Annotated in this window: 15 protein-coding genes; 11 read left to right on the forward strand and 4 right to left on the reverse strand. The window is 69.2% G+C overall.

The window, feature by feature from the left end; genetic code table 11:
• Positions 1–124: 124 nt before the first annotated feature.
• Positions 125–634, reverse strand: a complete 510-nt coding sequence (locus G9Q41_RS12140; RefSeq protein WP_165633290.1) for a hypothetical protein — start codon at positions 632–634, stop codon at positions 125–127.
• A 518-nt stretch (positions 635–1,152) separates the two neighbouring features.
• Here G9Q41_RS12140 and G9Q41_RS12145 point away from each other — a divergent pair.
• From G9Q41_RS12145 to G9Q41_RS12160, 4 genes are read left to right on the forward strand one after another with little or no spacing between them, the layout of a single operon-like run.
• Positions 1,153–2,424, forward strand: coding sequence for a helix-turn-helix transcriptional regulator (locus G9Q41_RS12145; protein ID WP_165633291.1), 1,272 nt, complete (start codon positions 1,153–1,155; stop codon positions 2,422–2,424).
• A gap of 37 nt (positions 2,425–2,461) precedes the next feature.
• The gene (locus tag G9Q41_RS12150; protein ID WP_165633292.1) at positions 2,462–3,199 is read left to right on the forward strand and encodes a toll/interleukin-1 receptor domain-containing protein; all 738 of its coding nucleotides are present in this window, start codon (positions 2,462–2,464) and stop codon (positions 3,197–3,199) included.
• Positions 3,196–5,184: a hypothetical protein gene (locus tag G9Q41_RS12155; RefSeq protein WP_165633293.1), complete on the forward strand. Its 1,989-nt coding sequence runs from the start codon at positions 3,196–3,198 to the stop codon at positions 5,182–5,184. The genes G9Q41_RS12150 and G9Q41_RS12155 overlap by 4 nt, the downstream gene beginning before the upstream one ends.
• Positions 5,181–5,552 carry a hypothetical protein gene (locus tag G9Q41_RS12160; protein ID WP_165633294.1) on the forward strand — a complete coding sequence of 124 codons (372 nt, stop codon included), beginning with the start codon at positions 5,181–5,183 and terminating at the stop codon, positions 5,550–5,552. The genes G9Q41_RS12155 and G9Q41_RS12160 overlap by 4 nt, the downstream gene beginning before the upstream one ends.
• Before the next feature lie 151 nt (positions 5,553–5,703).
• On the opposite strand, the gene G9Q41_RS12165 is transcribed toward G9Q41_RS12160, so the two are convergent.
• Together G9Q41_RS12165 and G9Q41_RS12170 are read right to left on the reverse strand one after the other, a co-directional pair.
• The gene (locus G9Q41_RS12165) at positions 5,704–7,221 is read right to left on the reverse strand and encodes a glycerol-3-phosphate dehydrogenase/oxidase (protein ID WP_165633295.1); all 1,518 of its coding nucleotides are present in this window, start codon (positions 7,219–7,221) and stop codon (positions 5,704–5,706) included.
• Positions 7,222–7,224: 3 nt separating this feature from the next.
• Entirely contained in the window at positions 7,225–7,812 is a 588-nt protein-coding gene (locus tag G9Q41_RS12170) for a TetR/AcrR family transcriptional regulator (RefSeq protein WP_165633296.1), read from the reverse strand.
• Between the two features lie 17 nt (positions 7,813–7,829).
• Between G9Q41_RS12170 and G9Q41_RS12175 the strand changes: the two genes are divergently transcribed.
• Both G9Q41_RS12175 and G9Q41_RS12180 read left to right on the forward strand, forming a co-directional pair.
• A complete protein-coding gene (locus tag G9Q41_RS12175; RefSeq protein WP_165633297.1) occupies positions 7,830–9,440 on the forward strand; it encodes an FAD-binding oxidoreductase in 1,611 nt (536 codons plus the stop codon).
• A gap of 93 nt (positions 9,441–9,533) precedes the next feature.
• Positions 9,534–10,409 carry a diacylglycerol kinase gene (locus G9Q41_RS12180; protein ID WP_165633298.1) on the forward strand — a complete coding sequence of 292 codons (876 nt, stop codon included), beginning with the start codon at positions 9,534–9,536 and terminating at the stop codon, positions 10,407–10,409.
• Between the two features lie 302 nt (positions 10,410–10,711).
• On the opposite strand, the gene G9Q41_RS12185 is transcribed toward G9Q41_RS12180, so the two are convergent.
• The gene (locus G9Q41_RS12185) at positions 10,712–10,975 is read right to left on the reverse strand and encodes a hypothetical protein (protein ID WP_165633299.1); all 264 of its coding nucleotides are present in this window, start codon (positions 10,973–10,975) and stop codon (positions 10,712–10,714) included.
• Between the two features lie 201 nt (positions 10,976–11,176).
• On the opposite strand from G9Q41_RS12185, the gene G9Q41_RS12190 reads away from it, so the two are divergent.
• From G9Q41_RS12190 to G9Q41_RS22340, 5 genes are all read left to right on the forward strand, one after another.
• On the forward strand, positions 11,177–11,983 hold the full coding sequence (locus tag G9Q41_RS12190) for a helix-turn-helix transcriptional regulator (protein ID WP_347567592.1): 807 nt from the start codon (positions 11,177–11,179) through the stop codon (positions 11,981–11,983).
• Positions 11,976–12,164, forward strand: coding sequence for a DUF397 domain-containing protein (locus tag G9Q41_RS12195; RefSeq protein ID WP_165633301.1), 189 nt, complete (start codon positions 11,976–11,978; stop codon positions 12,162–12,164). The genes G9Q41_RS12190 and G9Q41_RS12195 overlap by 8 nt, the downstream gene beginning before the upstream one ends.
• A 91-nt stretch (positions 12,165–12,255) precedes the next feature.
• On the forward strand, positions 12,256–12,660 hold the full coding sequence (locus tag G9Q41_RS12200; protein ID WP_165633302.1) for a hypothetical protein: 405 nt from the start codon (positions 12,256–12,258) through the stop codon (positions 12,658–12,660).
• A 2-nt stretch (positions 12,661–12,662) separates the two neighbouring features.
• Positions 12,663–13,280: a DUF3558 domain-containing protein gene (locus tag G9Q41_RS12205; RefSeq protein WP_165633303.1), complete on the forward strand. Its 618-nt coding sequence runs from the start codon at positions 12,663–12,665 to the stop codon at positions 13,278–13,280.
• On the forward strand, positions 13,280–14,719 hold the full coding sequence (locus G9Q41_RS22340; protein WP_165633304.1) for a PPE domain-containing protein: 1,440 nt from the start codon (positions 13,280–13,282) through the stop codon (positions 14,717–14,719). Before G9Q41_RS12205 ends, G9Q41_RS22340 begins: the two co-directional genes overlap by 1 nt.
• The last annotated feature ends 8 nt before the right edge of the window (positions 14,720–14,727 follow it).

Raw genomic sequence — 14,727 nt, forward strand, 5'->3', positions numbered from 1 at the left:
GCAGTCCTGAAACATCTGCAGACCCTGCTGGCGGTCTGGACCGGCGCTTGCCCCACCTGCCACCAACCCCCGCCAGCCAGCTGGAACTTCCCTGACCAGCAACGATTACCCACTTAACAAAGCCCTAATAGTACGTGCCCTCGAAATTCACATCGGCGTAGGCGAGTGAGTCACGCGTGAGCTCCTCCAGGTTGCCGGTTCCCTGGGCGTCCACCAACTTCCGCAGCTCGACCGCGGAATCGACGGTGGGCATCGTCGTCCGGGAGACGGCGACGACCGTCGTGGCACCGTTCCGGGCGGGAACTGTCAGCAGTGTGCGGCGCAGTTTCCGGCACGGATGCTTCGCGAAGAATCCCTTCACTCGCCCGTACGAGTGATCTACGCAGGACTCGGGGTCATCCGAATCCACGGCGGTGAAAGTCGATCCGCCGTGTCGCCAGGTCGAGTGCTCATCCTCCTCGGAAGTGTTCGTTCCTGCCCCGCTTCCGACGAGCACAAGTATGCCCAGCGAAAGCACCACTGTCACGAGAGCCCCAGGCGGCCCCGAGGAAACATCGCCCGAGCCCGGGGAGGACCGGCTGTGCGGGCGCACCTCGGTGCCGTCCTTCTTGGTGTAGCGGCGTACCTGAACCATCCGTGATCCCTGATGTGCTCCGGTCGAGAATTCCGTCTGCTGTGCGGCCGTTTCCCGTTGCCGGTGTCGCCGGGCAACGGGAAACACGTTTTGGGCCCCTGTTGCTCCTCACCGGGGTTCACCACAATCCGGCGATGATCCGGATATCCCCTGAACGGGGCTTTCGCCGGACATTCCGCCGTGGAAGTCGGCTGCGGCGAGCGAAGTGGGGAGTGCGAGTAAGGGATGTGCGGTGTGTGCGTGGTTTCCCCGGGGTCTCCCACGCTCGTGTTGCCGGCGGTGTTCGAAGCGGACCGAGGTCGAGCACGGCGATCGATCGCGCTGGTCTCATCGGGTGACGATCCGCGAATCGCGCCTTTCAAGATCATTCCCTCTCCTAGCGTGCCGTTCGATGTGTCAGCGCGTTCGGTTGGCTGTGAGTTCCGCTCGCACAAGTACAGCGTGTTCGCTCGCGAGAACCGCGAACAGCGGTTGCCCGTTGTCCGTGTTCGTGGGCAACAGGAAACCGGGAGGCAGATGTGAGTGAGCAATGCAGACTGTTCGGCACGGAGCTTCGACGGGCGCGTATCGCAGCTGGGCTCTCCTTGTCCGAATTGGCCGGACGGGTGCACTACAGCAAGGGGTACCTGAGCAAGGTCGAAACCGGCCGCAAGCAACCGCTACCAGCGGTCGCGCGACTCTGCGACAACGAGCTCGGGGCCGGTGGGGAGCTGACCGAGCTGCTTCCGGAGCCCTCGTCCGAAGCGCCACCGCGATCGGAGGAGAACGGTGAGGTGTGGTTTATGGGATCCACCCGGGACGGCACGAGTTTCCGGACCGTGAATCGCCGCGGTCTGCTGGCAGCGGGGGCGGCTTCGGCCGTGTACCTCGGTTCGCGGACGAGCAGTGGCTCGGCGATGGAGGAGAGGTCGCTGGAGACCTTTCGGACGATGTTCGGCCAGTTTCGCGAGCTGGGGCAGACAACCAGCCACGCCGTGGTGCTACCCGCCCTCACCGCGCACGCGCACACCCTGCGTGATCTGGCCGCGTACGCCACTTCCCGAAACCGAGAGGGCATTCTGGCTCTCGGCTCCCGCTACGCCGAGTACGCGGGGTGGATGGCCCAGGAAGCCGGTGAGGAACGAAGAGCCCTGTGGTGGACCGACCGCGCGGTCGAGATGGCGGAGGCCGCAGGAGACCACGGCTCGGCGCACCACACGTGGGTGCGTCACGCGCTGTTCGCGCTCTACCGGAACGACGCGCGGCGGACGATCGAGTTGGCCCAGCAGGCCGGGGACAGTCGTACTCCACCCCGCCTCCGCGCGTCGGCCCTGCAACGCGAGGCGCAGGGACACGCCCTGGCCGGCGATCACGCCTCCTGCATGCGGAGCCTGGATCGTGCGCGTGAGGCGCACAGCGTCGCCGAACCGAACACCGCCCTGGCGCTGGGAACCACGAATCTGGTGGATCCCGTAGCGATGGTGACCGGTTGGTGTCTGCACGATCTCGGGCGTCCTGGTGAGGCGAGTTCGGTGCTGGACCACGAGATCCAACGTGTACCCGTGCACGCCGCGCGTTCCCGAGCCCGTTACGGGGTTCGCCGCGCCCTCTCCCACGCGGCGGCGGGCAATGTCGAGCACGCCTGCGCGATCACCGAGCGGGTGCTCGACACCGTCGACGCGGTCGAGTCGGCGACCGTGACCACCGACCTGCGGCGGCTGGATCGCACGCTCGCCCGGTTCCGCGGGAACCCTTCGGTGAAGGACCTGACCCCGCGCCTGACCCAGTCGCTGCGCGTTCGCACCGGCTGAACGAGAGAACCGATTTCCGTTGTGAAAGGAGAATTCGGTGGCGGACATCTTCGTCAACTACCGCAACGAGGACGGTCACGATGCCGCAGTCGCCGTCGAGCGGGAGCTCTCCCGGCGGTTCGGCGACGAGAAGGTCTTCCGTGCCAGCAAGTCGATTCGGCCCGGTGAGGACTTCCGTGGTGCGTTGACGCGGGGTTCCAGCGGTGCTCGGGTGCTGCTGGTGCTCATCGGCGATCGTTGGCTCTCCATGCGTGACGCGGAGGGCAACGTGCTGCTGGACAAGGAGGAAGACTGGACCCGTGCCGAGATCCTCAACGCGCTGGAGTCCGGTGCCCGGGTGATCCCGGTGATGTGCGGGCGGAGCCTGCCTCGACTCTCCGCCTCCGATCTTCCTCCTGCGCTGACGCCGCTGGCGGACTGCCAGTCGCTGCGCTACGACAGCGGGAACGCCGAGCACGATCTGGCCAAGATCGCCCACGCGCTCGTCGAACTCGTTCCGGGACTCGAGGACCGGACGGTGCGGAAGGAATCGGAGGGGATGGGGACGCACAACTCGGTCAACAACACGACCGCCGAGTGGGTGGTGCAGACCCACGAGTTCCACCAGGGAAACCGAACCAACATCGGAACTGTGCACGGGAGCGTGCACAGCGGCGACGGTACCCAGTACAACAACACTTTCAACGGTGACGGGACCAACTACGTGGCCGGGCCCAACCACGGTGGAATCAGCCAGAACTTCGGCAAGAATAGCGAACGCGAGCGTGACAATTGACCGACATCGACGAGGTATACGGTCACGTGCACACCGGATCGGGGGATCAGTTCATCGAGCCGAAGGTGGTCATGAACTTCCTGCGGGAAACCACCGAGTACATGCGCGAGAGCGGGGTGATCTCGCGAAATGACCTCGGTTGGCTCAAGCGCCTTTTCGTGCCGCCGCAAGGGTTCGGTCTCGCACGGGAACGGTTGAGCGACACCTGGACGGTGCTGCTGCACGGTCCGGTCGGAAGCGGTCGCCGCAGCGCGGCGAAGATGCTGCTGCACGAACTGTCCGACGAGACGAGTTCCTTCGCGGAGTTCACCGAGGAAGCGCTCTCCGCTGAAGCCAAGCTGTTTCCGGACAAGGTCGGTTACGGTCAACGCCTCCTGCTGGACCTCACGCGGAGTGATCCGGACACGTTGAGTGCCCGGCGCCGTGAGCTCCCGGCTCTTCGTGCTGCGCTGGACGAGCAGAAAGCCCGTCTGGTGGTCGTGTTGCCGTACGACGGGAAGGACTGGGCCGATGAGGAGCTGGCCCGGCAGTTCGTCGAGATAGCGCGGCCTTCGGGACACGTGGTACTGCGGAGGCACTTGGAGGAAGCGGGGATCGCGCTCCCCGAAGAGGAGGAGCTCGGCCCGGAGCTGCTCCAGTACTTGACCGGCCCGCTCCGCGACATCGCCAAGCTGGCGAGTCTCGTCGTGCGGGTCGAGAAGGATCATCCCGACTGGTGGGTGTCCGAATGGCTGCACGCGGCCCTGGCGGCGGTCACGGAACGTCGGGAGGAGGCCGCCGAGCAGGTGGCGCGGCACTCGGAGGCCAGGGAGCGCGCGGTGTTGTTCGCCGCCGCGATGTGTTACGAGGCTTCCGCCGACGCGATCTTCTTCGTCGCGCAGAACCTCATGGAGCTGCTGGAGCTGACCGGCCGGGAGGCGCCACGGTTGGAACAACGCGGTCATCGCAGCCAGCTCGAGGATCTCGAGGTCCGGCCGGAGCAGCACGGTGAACGCGTCGGCTTCGCTTCCTTCGCCTACGACAGGGCGCTGCGTTCCCACTTCTGGGAGAACTACCCGGATCTGCGCCCCTGGTTCTGCAAGTGCAGCGAGAACGCGGTTTTCTCCGCATGGCTCAGTCGCCGTGATCGGCGGAACCTCGTGGACCGGTACCTCGAACACGGGCTGGACACCGGGTGTGTCGAGGGAGTTATCCAGACGATCAACAGGTGGAGCGACACCGAACGGAATTCCTCTCCCGCCTACTGGATGCAGTTCGCTGACCAGGCGCTCGTCATCGGCCTCAACGATCAGCGCTATGGAACGCGGTTTCGTCGTCTCGTCTACGACTGGTCCTGTGACGAGAACCTGACCGCTCCGGTCGGACAGCTCCTGGTGCACGTCTGCACCGAGGTTATCGCCCCGGAGTTCCCCGAACAGGCGATAGTGCGACTGCACCAACGAGCCCGCCGGGAAACTGACCCCGCCGAGCCGACCGCGCGACAGGCCTTGCGCGGGATGGCCCTGGCGGACCGCGGCATGCTGCGCCGGATGATCCACAGGTTCGCCACCGAGTTCCGGGAGCCACGGTGGTGGAAAGTGGATCTGGACCTGTTCGTCGAGATGCTCGATCCGGGGTGTCTGCTCGACGACGGCGGGGCGACGAAGCCCCTTGCGGCCGAGTCGGTCGTGCGGTCGGAACTCGTGCTGAGCTGGCGCACCATGATGGACAACCGGCCGGATCTGACCTGGTCGACGGTGCGGTGGTGGTTGGAGGCGGCCGGTCGGTCACCAAGCCGGGATCTTCTGCTGTGGATCCTCGTCGAGGCGGCGGGCCACGAAATCGAGGTGCTCGGCAAGCTTCACGTGACGGCACGCGACTGGAGCCAGGTGTCCGGGGGAGATCCCGGCGTGGCCGCACGTCTGACCCAGCTGATCGATTCCTACCAGGGGATCGACGATGTGGATTACACCGTGGCTTCGAGTGCCGAGGAGGCGAGCCCATGACGAAGGAGAACCGCGTCCTGTTCACCGGCCTGGCAGTGGCCTTCGTGCTTCCGCTCGTGCTCGGCTGGTTGCTCGGCTGGCCGGCCTGGGTGACCGTTCCGCTGCTCGTGATGGTGCTGGTGGGGATCTACCGCAAGCTCGTGTACGGAACTCGCACCGTCGCTGATCAAGTGGGGGCGTTGTTGGACAAGCTCGGCCTCCACCAGGAGAACGCGGTACGCGACATGACCGCGAATCGCCTGGCCAAGTTGATCGAGGCTTCCGGCAACACCGAGGCGGCGGCCGAGGTTCGCAGTCGGTTCGACTCCCCGCGGCCGCACGGCGCGGGTGGTTTGCGACGCACTGCGCACGACGTCTTCTCGAAATGAGGTCTCGCGGTTCGCAGGAGCTCTCGAACGTGAGAGGCGGGTAGTTCGGGAGGATCGGCCGAGTACCCGCCGGACGGCCGCGCTCTGTTCGATGGTGGACACGGTTGGGTCCTCCCACTCATCCCGGGGACGTCCGGCGGGTGCTCCGCCCTCAGCTCAGCGCCTCCCGGGCAGCCGGCAGCGCGGCGGCCCGGTCGCGGGTCACCACCCCGACGCGGGTCCTGCGGTCGAGCAGGTCGTCGACGTCCAGCGCGCCCTCGTGCCGCACCGCGAAGCGCAGCTCGGCGGAGGTGACCGACAGGCCCTCGGCCACCGGTTCCGCCGCCGGATCTCCGGCGGCCTGCTCGAGCACGGCGGTGGCCTCGGTGCCGTACCGTCCGACGAGGCGGCGGGGCGCGGGAACCCGCGACAGCCGCGCCCGCGAGTCCGCCCCCACCAGCGGCAGCCGCTCGGTGCGGCACGGCCCCGCCGGAAGGCCGGAGCGCCGGACGGCCGCGTCCACCGCGTCGGCGGCCATGCGGCGGTAGGTGGTCAGCTTGCCGCCCACCACGCTGAGCACGCCGCCGCTGCCCGGCAGCACCGCGTGGCTCCGGGACAGGTCGGCGCTGCCGCCCGCACCGCCGTCCAGCAGCGGACGCAGCCCCGAGTAGGTGTCGAGCACGTCGGCCGAGCTCAGCGGTTCGGTCAGCACGGTGTTGATCGTCTCCAGCAGGAAGTCCACCTCGTGCGCCGCTGCCTCCGGAACGTCCGGCACCTGCCCCGGCGCCTCCTCGTCGGTAAGTCCGATGTGGACTCTCCCGTCGTCGGCGGGCAGCGCGAAGACGAACCGGTTGGTCGTGCCCGGCACCGGCACCGTCAGCCCCGCTGCGAGCCCGGGCAGCGACTCGGCCGCGACCACCAGGTGCGTCCCCCGGCTGGGGCGCAGCGTGAGCTCGGGGGAGATCTCATCGGCCCAAACTCCGGCCGCGTTGACCACGGCGCGGGCCCGGACGGGGACGGTCTGTCCGCCGAGCCGGTCGCGCAGCACGGCCCCCTGCCCGGTCACCTCCTCCGCGGCGCAGCGGGTGAGCACCCTGGCCCCGTGCCCGGCGGCGGTGCGCGCGACCGCGGTGACCAGCCTGGCGTCGTCGGTGAGCTGTCCGTCCCAGGCCAGCAGTCCGCCGCGCAGCCGCTCGTGCCGAACCGGCGGTGCCATGCGCAGGGTCTCGGCCGCGCCGATCCTGCGGGAACCGGGCAGCGCCGTGGAGCCGGTCCGCGCCGCGAGGCGCAGCGCGTCCCCGGCGAGGAAGCCGGCCCGCACCAGCGCGGCCCGCCGCGCGCTCGTTCCCGGGAGCAGCGGCACCAGCTGCGGCAGCGGGCGCGTCAGGTGCGGCGCGGTGGTGCGCATCAGGACACCGCGCTCCACGGCGCTCTCGTGAGCCACGCCGACGTCGCCGGAGGCCAGGTAGCGCAGTCCACCGTGGACGAGCTTGGAGCTCCACCTGCTGGTCCCGAAGGCCAGGTCGTGCTTCTCGACCAGCACCACCGACAAACCTCTGGACGCGGCGTCGAGCGCCACTCCCGTCCCGGTGATGCCGCCACCCACCACCAGCAGGTCCACCCGCCCGCCGTCGGCCAGTTCGGACAGTTCCCGCTCCCTGCGGGCTGCGTTGAGCGAGGTGTCGCGCACGGTTCACTCCTTCGCGGGGGAATCGGCGGGGCGCAGGTAGCCCTCGAGCAGCGACCGCAGCTGCTCGTCCAGGCGTTCGGCCGGCAGCTGGTCGGCCACGATGCGCGGGGAGAGCACGGCGGACTGCGTGACCAGCAGCAGCATCGCCGCGAGCTCCTCGGGATCGCCGTCGGCGATCGAGCCGTCCCGCTGGCCCTCCCGCACGGCCGCGGCGAACACCTCCAGGATCTCCCGCTGGCTGGTGCCGATCCGGTCGAAGGTGTAGGTGATCAGCAGTTCCGGGTCGGTCTCCAGAATCTTGCGCAGCAGCGGGTGCTCCCGCACGGCCGCGGCGGTGCTCACGATCCGGTCCACGCCGCGCACCCGCGCGTTGCCGCTCGTCCCGGAGTCCGCGGGCAGCAGCGCGCGGAGCTCCCGGGTCAGCAGGTCGGCCGTCAGCGAGCGCACGTCCTGCCAGCGCCGGTAGACGGTCGGCCTGCTCACCCCGGCGCGCCGGGCCACCTCGGTCAGCGTCGTGCGACGCATCCCGACGGCCAGGACGCAGTCGCGCGCCGCGTCCAGGATGGCATCTTCGTTACGACTTGACGTCATCTGTAAAACTGTAGCGCATGTCCGTACCGCACGACCGCATCCCGACCCCGGCGTGGAACGCCTGGGGCAGCGGGGAGGACGCGAGCCCGCTGGACGAGAGCCTGCGCGCGCTGCTGGAGGAGGGACTGGGGGTGCCCCGGCGCGACACTCCCCCGGTCGACGAGAGCGAGGTGCGGCTGCGGGAGTCGGAGCTGCCCGCCGAGGTGCGCTCCGAGCTCGCGGGGATCGTCGGTGCCTCGCGGGTGCGGACCGACGATCACACGCGGCTGCGGCACGCGGGCGGCAAGAGCACCCCGGACCTGCTGAGGCGCCGCTCGGGGGAGGCCGAGGTCGCCGACGCCGTCGTCTTCCCGGGCGAGCACGCGGAAGTCGAGAACGTGCTGCGCTGCTGCTCCCGCCACGGCATCGCCGTGACGGCCTTCGGCGGGGGAACCAGCGTGGTCGGCGGGGTGGAACCGCTTCGCGGTGGGTTCGCCGCCGTCGTCACCCTGGACCTCGCGCGGCTGGACGGCTTGCTGCGGTTGGACACCGAGTCCGGCACGGCGACGTTGCAGGCGGGCCTGCGCGGTCCCGAGGCCGAGGAGCTGCTCGGTGCGCACGGGTACTCGCTCGGCCACTTCCCGCAGAGCTTCGAGTACGCCACCATCGGCGGTTTCGCGGCCACCAGGTCCTCCGGGCAGGCCTCGGCCGGGTACGGGCGGTTCGACGACATGGTCGTCGACCTGAGGGCGGCCACCCCGCGCGGAACCCTCGGGCCGGGCCGGGCGCCCGCCTCGGCAGCGGGGCCGGACCTGCGGCAGCTGCTGCTCGGCTCGGAGGGGACGTTCGGGGTGATCACCGATGTGACGGTGCGGATCCACCCCGTGCCAGCCGAGAAGCACCACGAGGCGTGGTCCTTTCCCGACTTCGGCGCCGGATCGGCCGCCTTGCGCGAGCTCGCGCGGACCGGGGCGCTGCCCACTGTGGCCCGCCTGTCCGACGAGGTGGAGACCGGGCTCAACCTGTCCTCGGAGGAAGTGGGTGGCCCGGCGGCCTCGGACGGCTGCCTGCTGGTCACCACCTACGAGGGCAGCGCCGAGCACGTGGCGGCGCGGCACTCCGAGGCCGCGGAGCTGCTGTGCGCGGCCGGGGGCGCCTCGCTCGGTCCGGAGCCCGCGATCTCCTGGGAGCGGGGCCGGTTCCACGCGCCCCACCTGCGCGACGCGCTGCTGGACGTCAACGCGCTGGCCGAGACCCTGGAGACCGCGACGAGCTGGGCGAACCTGCACGCCACCCACGCCGCGGTGCGGGACGCGCTGACGGAGTCCCTGACCGAGCAGGGGACGCCGCCGCTGGTCATGTGCCACGTCTCGCACGTCTACCCGACCGGGGCCTCGCTGTACTTCACCGTGGCCTGCGCCCGCGGCCGGGAGCCCGTCGAGCAGTGGCGGCGGGCCAAGCGGGCCGCCGCCGAGGCGATCACTGCGGTCGGGGCCACGATCACGCACCACCACGCGGTCGGGCTGGACCACAGGGAGTGGATGACCGCGGAAGTCGGTGACCTCGGCGTGGAGGTGCTGCGCGCGGTCAAGTCCGCCGTGGACCCGGAAGGGGTGCTCAACCCGGGAAAGCTCGTTCCCCCGGAATGACGTTCGGCGGGGCCGGGCGGAGTCACCGCACCGGTGGTCGAGCACACCGAGCAGGTGAGGACAGGTATTGGCACGGTGAACGGGGAGCGGCCGGTGCGCGACATCTCCTTGCTCGTCAATCCGGCCTCCGGTGGGGGACGGGCGCGCGAGACGGCCCGCCGCGCGATCGACTGGTTGCGTCGTGCCGGGGCGGTCGTCGACGAGCTCGTGGGAGGCGACGCCGCCGAGTCGGCCGAGCTGGCCCGTCGAGCCGTGGCGAGCGGTACCGATGCGCTGGTGGCCTGCGGTGGTGACGGGGTCGTGAACCTCGCGCTGCGGGCGGCGGTCGGTACCACTACGCCGATCGGGCTAATCCCGGCGGGAACCGGCAATGACTACGCCCGCATGCTGGGGCTCCACGGCAGTGCCCCGGAGACGGCCGCGCGCGTGGTGCTGGACGGTGGAACCAGGGCGATCGACGCCGCGCGCTGCGGGGACCGCTGGTTCGGAACGGTGCTGGCGGGCGGGTTCGACGCCAGGGTCAACGAGCGCACCAACCGCATGTCCTGGCCGCGCGGCAAGTGGCGCTACAACCTGGCCGTGCTGGCGGAACTGGCCAGGTTGCGGCCGCTGGACTACGCGTTGGAACTGGACGGCGAGCGCAGGCGCACCCGGGCCGTGCTCGTGGCGGTGGGCAACGGTGCGAGCTACGGGGGAGGGATGCGGATCTGCCCGGACGCCGTGCCCGACGACGGGGTGCTCGACGTGACCGTGATCGGGCCGGTCACGGCCGGGCGGCTGGTCCGCGTCCTGCCGACCGTCTACAGCGGAAAGCACGTGGACCACCCCCAGGTGAGCACCTTCAGGGCCCGGAGGGTATCGGTGTCGGTTCCCGGGGTGACCGCCTACGCGGACGGGGAGCCTCTGGCCGGGACGCCGTTGGAGGTGGAGTGCGTCCCGCGCGCGGTCGACGTCCTGGTTCCCGGCTGATCCGATCGACGTCGCGGTTCGAGCCCGCCCGGTGTCGGGGCACCCGCAGCGAGAGCCCGCGAGGGGTCCGGCCACGAAACCGCCTACGCGAACCGAGTTCCCTGAAAGAGCTCCGCCTCGACGCAGGCGCTTACGAGTCTACGCAGGACGATCGACCGCGGGTTCTCTCGTGGTGCTCTCGCGAGGACGGCCCCGACGTTGTGTAGTCGCTACCCGATGTCGGGGCACCCGCAGCGAGAGCCCGCGAGAGGTTCCGCCAGGTGACCCGCCAAGCAACCGGCACCGCCGAGTCGCCAACAAACTCAGAAGTCCCAGATGACTCCGGAGCAGCCCCGCTGCTCGGCGAGCTCGCCGCAGCGGGGGCACTGCCGCTGGATCGCGGCCGTGGTCGGGACGCGGCCCGCCGGGGTCGGGAACGGCAGCCGGATCCAGTGCTGACACAGCGTCGGCACCCACTCGCCAGGCGGGTGCGCTCCGGGGATCACCTCGGTGGCGTGCCGGACGTCGGTGGACAGCCCGACGATCCAGAACACGTCGTCGCGCTCGTCGTACGGATTCGGGAACATGGTCGCCCTTTCGGATCAATTCCAGGTCAGCTCCTTACCGCGGTGAACCTAGATCGCTAAGCTGTGTCTCACGAATTTGAAACAAAGCAGCACAAAACGAACTGAGAAGGTTTTTGTTTCAGCGAGTGACACAGGCGATCCAGTGGAATCGGAGGTGAGAGTGTGAGTGGTACTGCCAAGCTGCGTCAGGTTGGAGTCGGAGTGAAACTGCGCGAACTCCGAGAAAAGAGCGGAATGACCACCCGATCGGTGGCATCTTCACTCGGGGTGTCCCCCTCCTCGGTGAATCGGACGGAGATGGGGCAGCGAATCCCCAATCGCGACGAGATGAACGCACTGTGCGCGCTGTACGGGGTGACGGGTGACGAGAAGGTGCTCCTGGTGGAGAAGGCAGCGACACCGCTGGAAAACACCGCATGGCTGGAGCTGGCATCTCGGGAGCCAGGTGAGATGACCAGCCTGACGGTCCTGGAGCGGGAGGCTCGCAGCATCAAGAACGTCGAGGTCGCGCTGATACCGGGGCTCGCTCAGACACCTGACTACTCGCGCTTGATGATGAGCACTGTCGACGTTCCTGATCAGGACCTCGACCAGCGTGTGGCGGCACGGTTGGGTAGGCAAGCGCTGCTGTCGCGGCGCTGTCCTCCCGAGGTGAGCTTCTTCGTGGACGAAGGAGCGTTGCGACGAACCTTGGGGGACACGAGGGTGATGCGCGAGCAGTTGGAGCATCTGCTGGTGGTTCAACGTCGTGACCGGGTCACGCTGCGCGTCATTCCGCTGGACGCTCGGGCACACCCCGCCATGGACGGTTCGTTCACGCTGTACGAGCTACCGGACGGCGAACTCTACGTCTTCGTGGAGTCCCGCGTCTTCGGTGTTTTCCTCACGGAACCCGCCGATGTGGACCCGTTCGTGGAAGCATGCCGGAAGCTGGAAGAACACGCGTTGGACGAGCCGGGGAGCAACGCGCTGATCGAGGAGATCGTGGAAGGACTGACCGATGAGTGACTTAGCTTGGCGCAAGAGTTCGTACAGCGGATCCGTGCACAACTGCGTGGAGGTGGCGTTGGTCTCGGACGGGGCTCTGGTGCGGGACTCCAAGGCTCCGGAGGAGGCACGTGTCGCGGTGTCGGCGGATCGGTGGCGTCGCTTCCTCGCGCAGGTCAGCGCGGGGCGCTACGACGTCTGAGGCCGTGCGAGGCGAGTTCGGTCGAACCGGGACACGGCGTGCTGATCGTCTGGCAGACTCTGCGTTGTTGGCCCCGACGAGAGGAGACAGCGTGGGAGTCGTACGCGCCTCTATGGCGATGACGGGTGACGGCATGGTGACCAAGCCCGCCGACGCGGAGCGCGCGGTCGCCTCCGGCGCTGCCAGCAGTGTCGGCTACGAGATCGATCGTGAGCAGCTGCCCGAGGCCATCGCAGATCTACGGAAGGCGCTCATGGCTCTGGAGGAGGGTGAGCGGGAAGCCATGCAGCACGAGACCATCACTCCGCCCGGTGGGGATCCGTACAGCCAGCAGGCGGTGAAGGCCATGGGGCCTAAGCTGGTGAACAACTACATGGCTTCCAACCAGCGCGACAAGGCGAACATCGAGGCGATGATCGAGAATCTCGAAGCGGCCATGCGGCGCTACGACGCCGATGACGACGAGGCCGCTCGCCGGTTCAGGGCGGAGGTGTGACGGTGCGAACCAAGCTTGCCCTGACGAGTGCCGCGCTGTCGGCGGTGGCTCTGCTGGCCGGGTGCGGTTCGGGCGCGGGCACCACGGAAACCTCGGAGCAGCCCGCTACGTCTTCCGTGGACATGCACGGTGCTCCCGAGGTGCAGAATCCGCTGGACACCGAGGCGTTCCAGCAGAAGCCGTGCTCGACGTTGAAGCCCGCGCAACTTCGAGGTCTCAAGATGGAGGACACGAAGGGAGAATCCGATGATTCGACCGGTGGTCCCTCATGTACGTGGACGGATCGATTCACAGGGCCTTCAGACTCCACCGTCCAGGTCACTTACATGGTTAACGGGGCTGGCCTGAAGCACGTGTACCAGCAGAAGGACGTTTTCGAGTACTTCCGCGAGTTGTCGCAGATCGAGGGATACCCAGCTGTGGCTGGATCCTCGCTGGCGCCCCAGACCCCTACTCCGGAAGAAGCCGGTAGTTGTGATGTGCACGTTGGCGTTAAGAGCGATTTGGTGGTTCTGACTCAGATCACCCTGGGCGACGATTCGCCGTACCAGAGCGACCCGTGCGGGCGTGCGCGCGACGTGGCGACCGAGGTCGTGAAGACGTTGAAGGCGGGTGCCTGATGGGCTGGGGCATGGACATGGTCAACGACGTCGTGGAGGGCGCCCAGGACGCGGCCAACGCCGTCGTCGACGGGGTGCGGAGCGCCGCCAGCTACACCGCCGAGGGGTTCAACAGCGCCTGCGACTGGGTGCACGACCAGCTGACGCCAGACATCCGCCCGGAGGGCACGGACGGGCACCAGATCTACGTGTGGTTCCACCACGGAGCCGGCACCGGCAGCCTCGACGAGGCGGTGCAGGGCTGGGGCAAGGTCTCCGAGAAGCACTCCGAGGTGTCCGATCACCTGAACTCCGCGATGGGGCGGATGCGTTCCTCCTGGAAGGGCGAGGCCGCCGACTCGGCGGAGAGCTCGGTCCGCCCGCTGCGCGAGGCCGCCGACACGGCCAGCAGCCGTTGCCGGGAAGCGGGCAAGGCGCTGGAGGCGCAGAGCTCCGGCTTCAACGAGAGCAAGAAGAACGTCGTCGACGTGCCTTCCGAGCCGCCGACGATGAACCCGCTGACGGTGACCACCAATCCGACGGGCTACGCGGCCGAGGCCCAGAACTACCAGGCACAGCAACAGCAGAACCAGATGTCGCTGCGCGGATACGGCGACACCACCGGCAGCAACACGGGGGCGGTTCCGTCCTTCGACGGGAGCAAGGAGCCCTCCCAACCCGCGCCGCCCGATGACCGCAAGCCCGGCGACGGCAGCGGCATCGGCGGGTTCGGCGGTGACGGGAGCGGATCCGGCTCCGGCTCGAACGTCGCCCGCCCCGGCGGAACCGGTGCGGGAGGCTACGCGGGCCCGGCCGGAACCGACCAGGCCGGAACCTCCGGCCACACCGGTGGCGGCACCGGCTCCGCAGGCGGCGGCACCGCCGGTGGTGCCCAGGGCAGCGGGAACGGCTTGCCCGGGGGCACGCGATCCGCGTGGTGGTCGCAGCGCGATTCCGTCGACCCGGACCCCTTCGCCGGGGACCAGCGCGGCACGCTCGCGGGCGCCGCGGGCGGTGCCGGACTGGCTGCTGGCGGTGCCGTCCTCGGTGGTGGCTTGCTCGGCGGCAAGGCCGAGGGCGCGGGCATCAGCGGCCGCGGCATCCCCGGTACCGGCACCGGAACCGGAGCTGGAACCGGCACCGGCACGGGCGGTCGCGGGGGCGCCGGTTCGCTGCCCGGTGGTGGGCGCGGCGGTGTCGGCAACGCCCCGTCCGCGCCGAGCGCGACCGGCGCGGGCGTCACCCGCGCGGGCACGGGGGCCGGTGCGCCGATGGGCGGCGCAGCCGGACGCGGCCAGCAGCAGGGCGGCGAGGGCGACGACACGCACGAGCGGCCCGACTGGTTGCTCGACGAGAACGACCCCAACGAGCTGTTCGGCACCTCCGAGCGCACCGCCCCGCCGGTGCTCGGCGCCACCAGCGCCGAGCAGGGCCGATCCGAAGGGGGACAGCAGCAGTGAGCGCGGTG

The organism is Actinopolyspora sp. BKK2, assembly GCF_011291845.1.
In the GTDB taxonomy this organism is placed as follows: domain Bacteria; phylum Actinomycetota; class Actinomycetes; order Mycobacteriales; family Pseudonocardiaceae; genus Actinopolyspora; species Actinopolyspora saharensis.

Excerpts from the sequence above, each read along its gene's own strand:
- G9Q41_RS12185 (WP_165633299.1), bottom strand. The coding sequence starts at position 10,975 with ATGTTCCCGAATCCGTACGACGAGCGCGACGACGTGTTCTGGATCGTC.
- G9Q41_RS12140 (WP_165633290.1), bottom strand. The coding sequence starts at position 634 with ATGGTTCAGGTACGCCGCTACACCAAGAAGGACGGCACCGAGGTGCGC.
- G9Q41_RS12195 (WP_165633301.1), top strand. The coding sequence starts at position 11,976 with ATGAGTGACTTAGCTTGGCGCAAGAGTTCGTACAGCGGATCCGTGCAC.
- G9Q41_RS12160 (WP_165633294.1), top strand. The coding sequence starts at position 5,181 with ATGACGAAGGAGAACCGCGTCCTGTTCACCGGCCTGGCAGTGGCCTTC.
- G9Q41_RS12175 (WP_165633297.1), top strand. The coding sequence starts at position 7,830 with ATGTCCGTACCGCACGACCGCATCCCGACCCCGGCGTGGAACGCCTGG.
- G9Q41_RS12170 (WP_165633296.1), bottom strand. The coding sequence starts at position 7,812 with ATGACGTCAAGTCGTAACGAAGATGCCATCCTGGACGCGGCGCGCGAC.
- G9Q41_RS22340 (WP_165633304.1), top strand. The coding sequence starts at position 13,280 with ATGGGCTGGGGCATGGACATGGTCAACGACGTCGTGGAGGGCGCCCAG.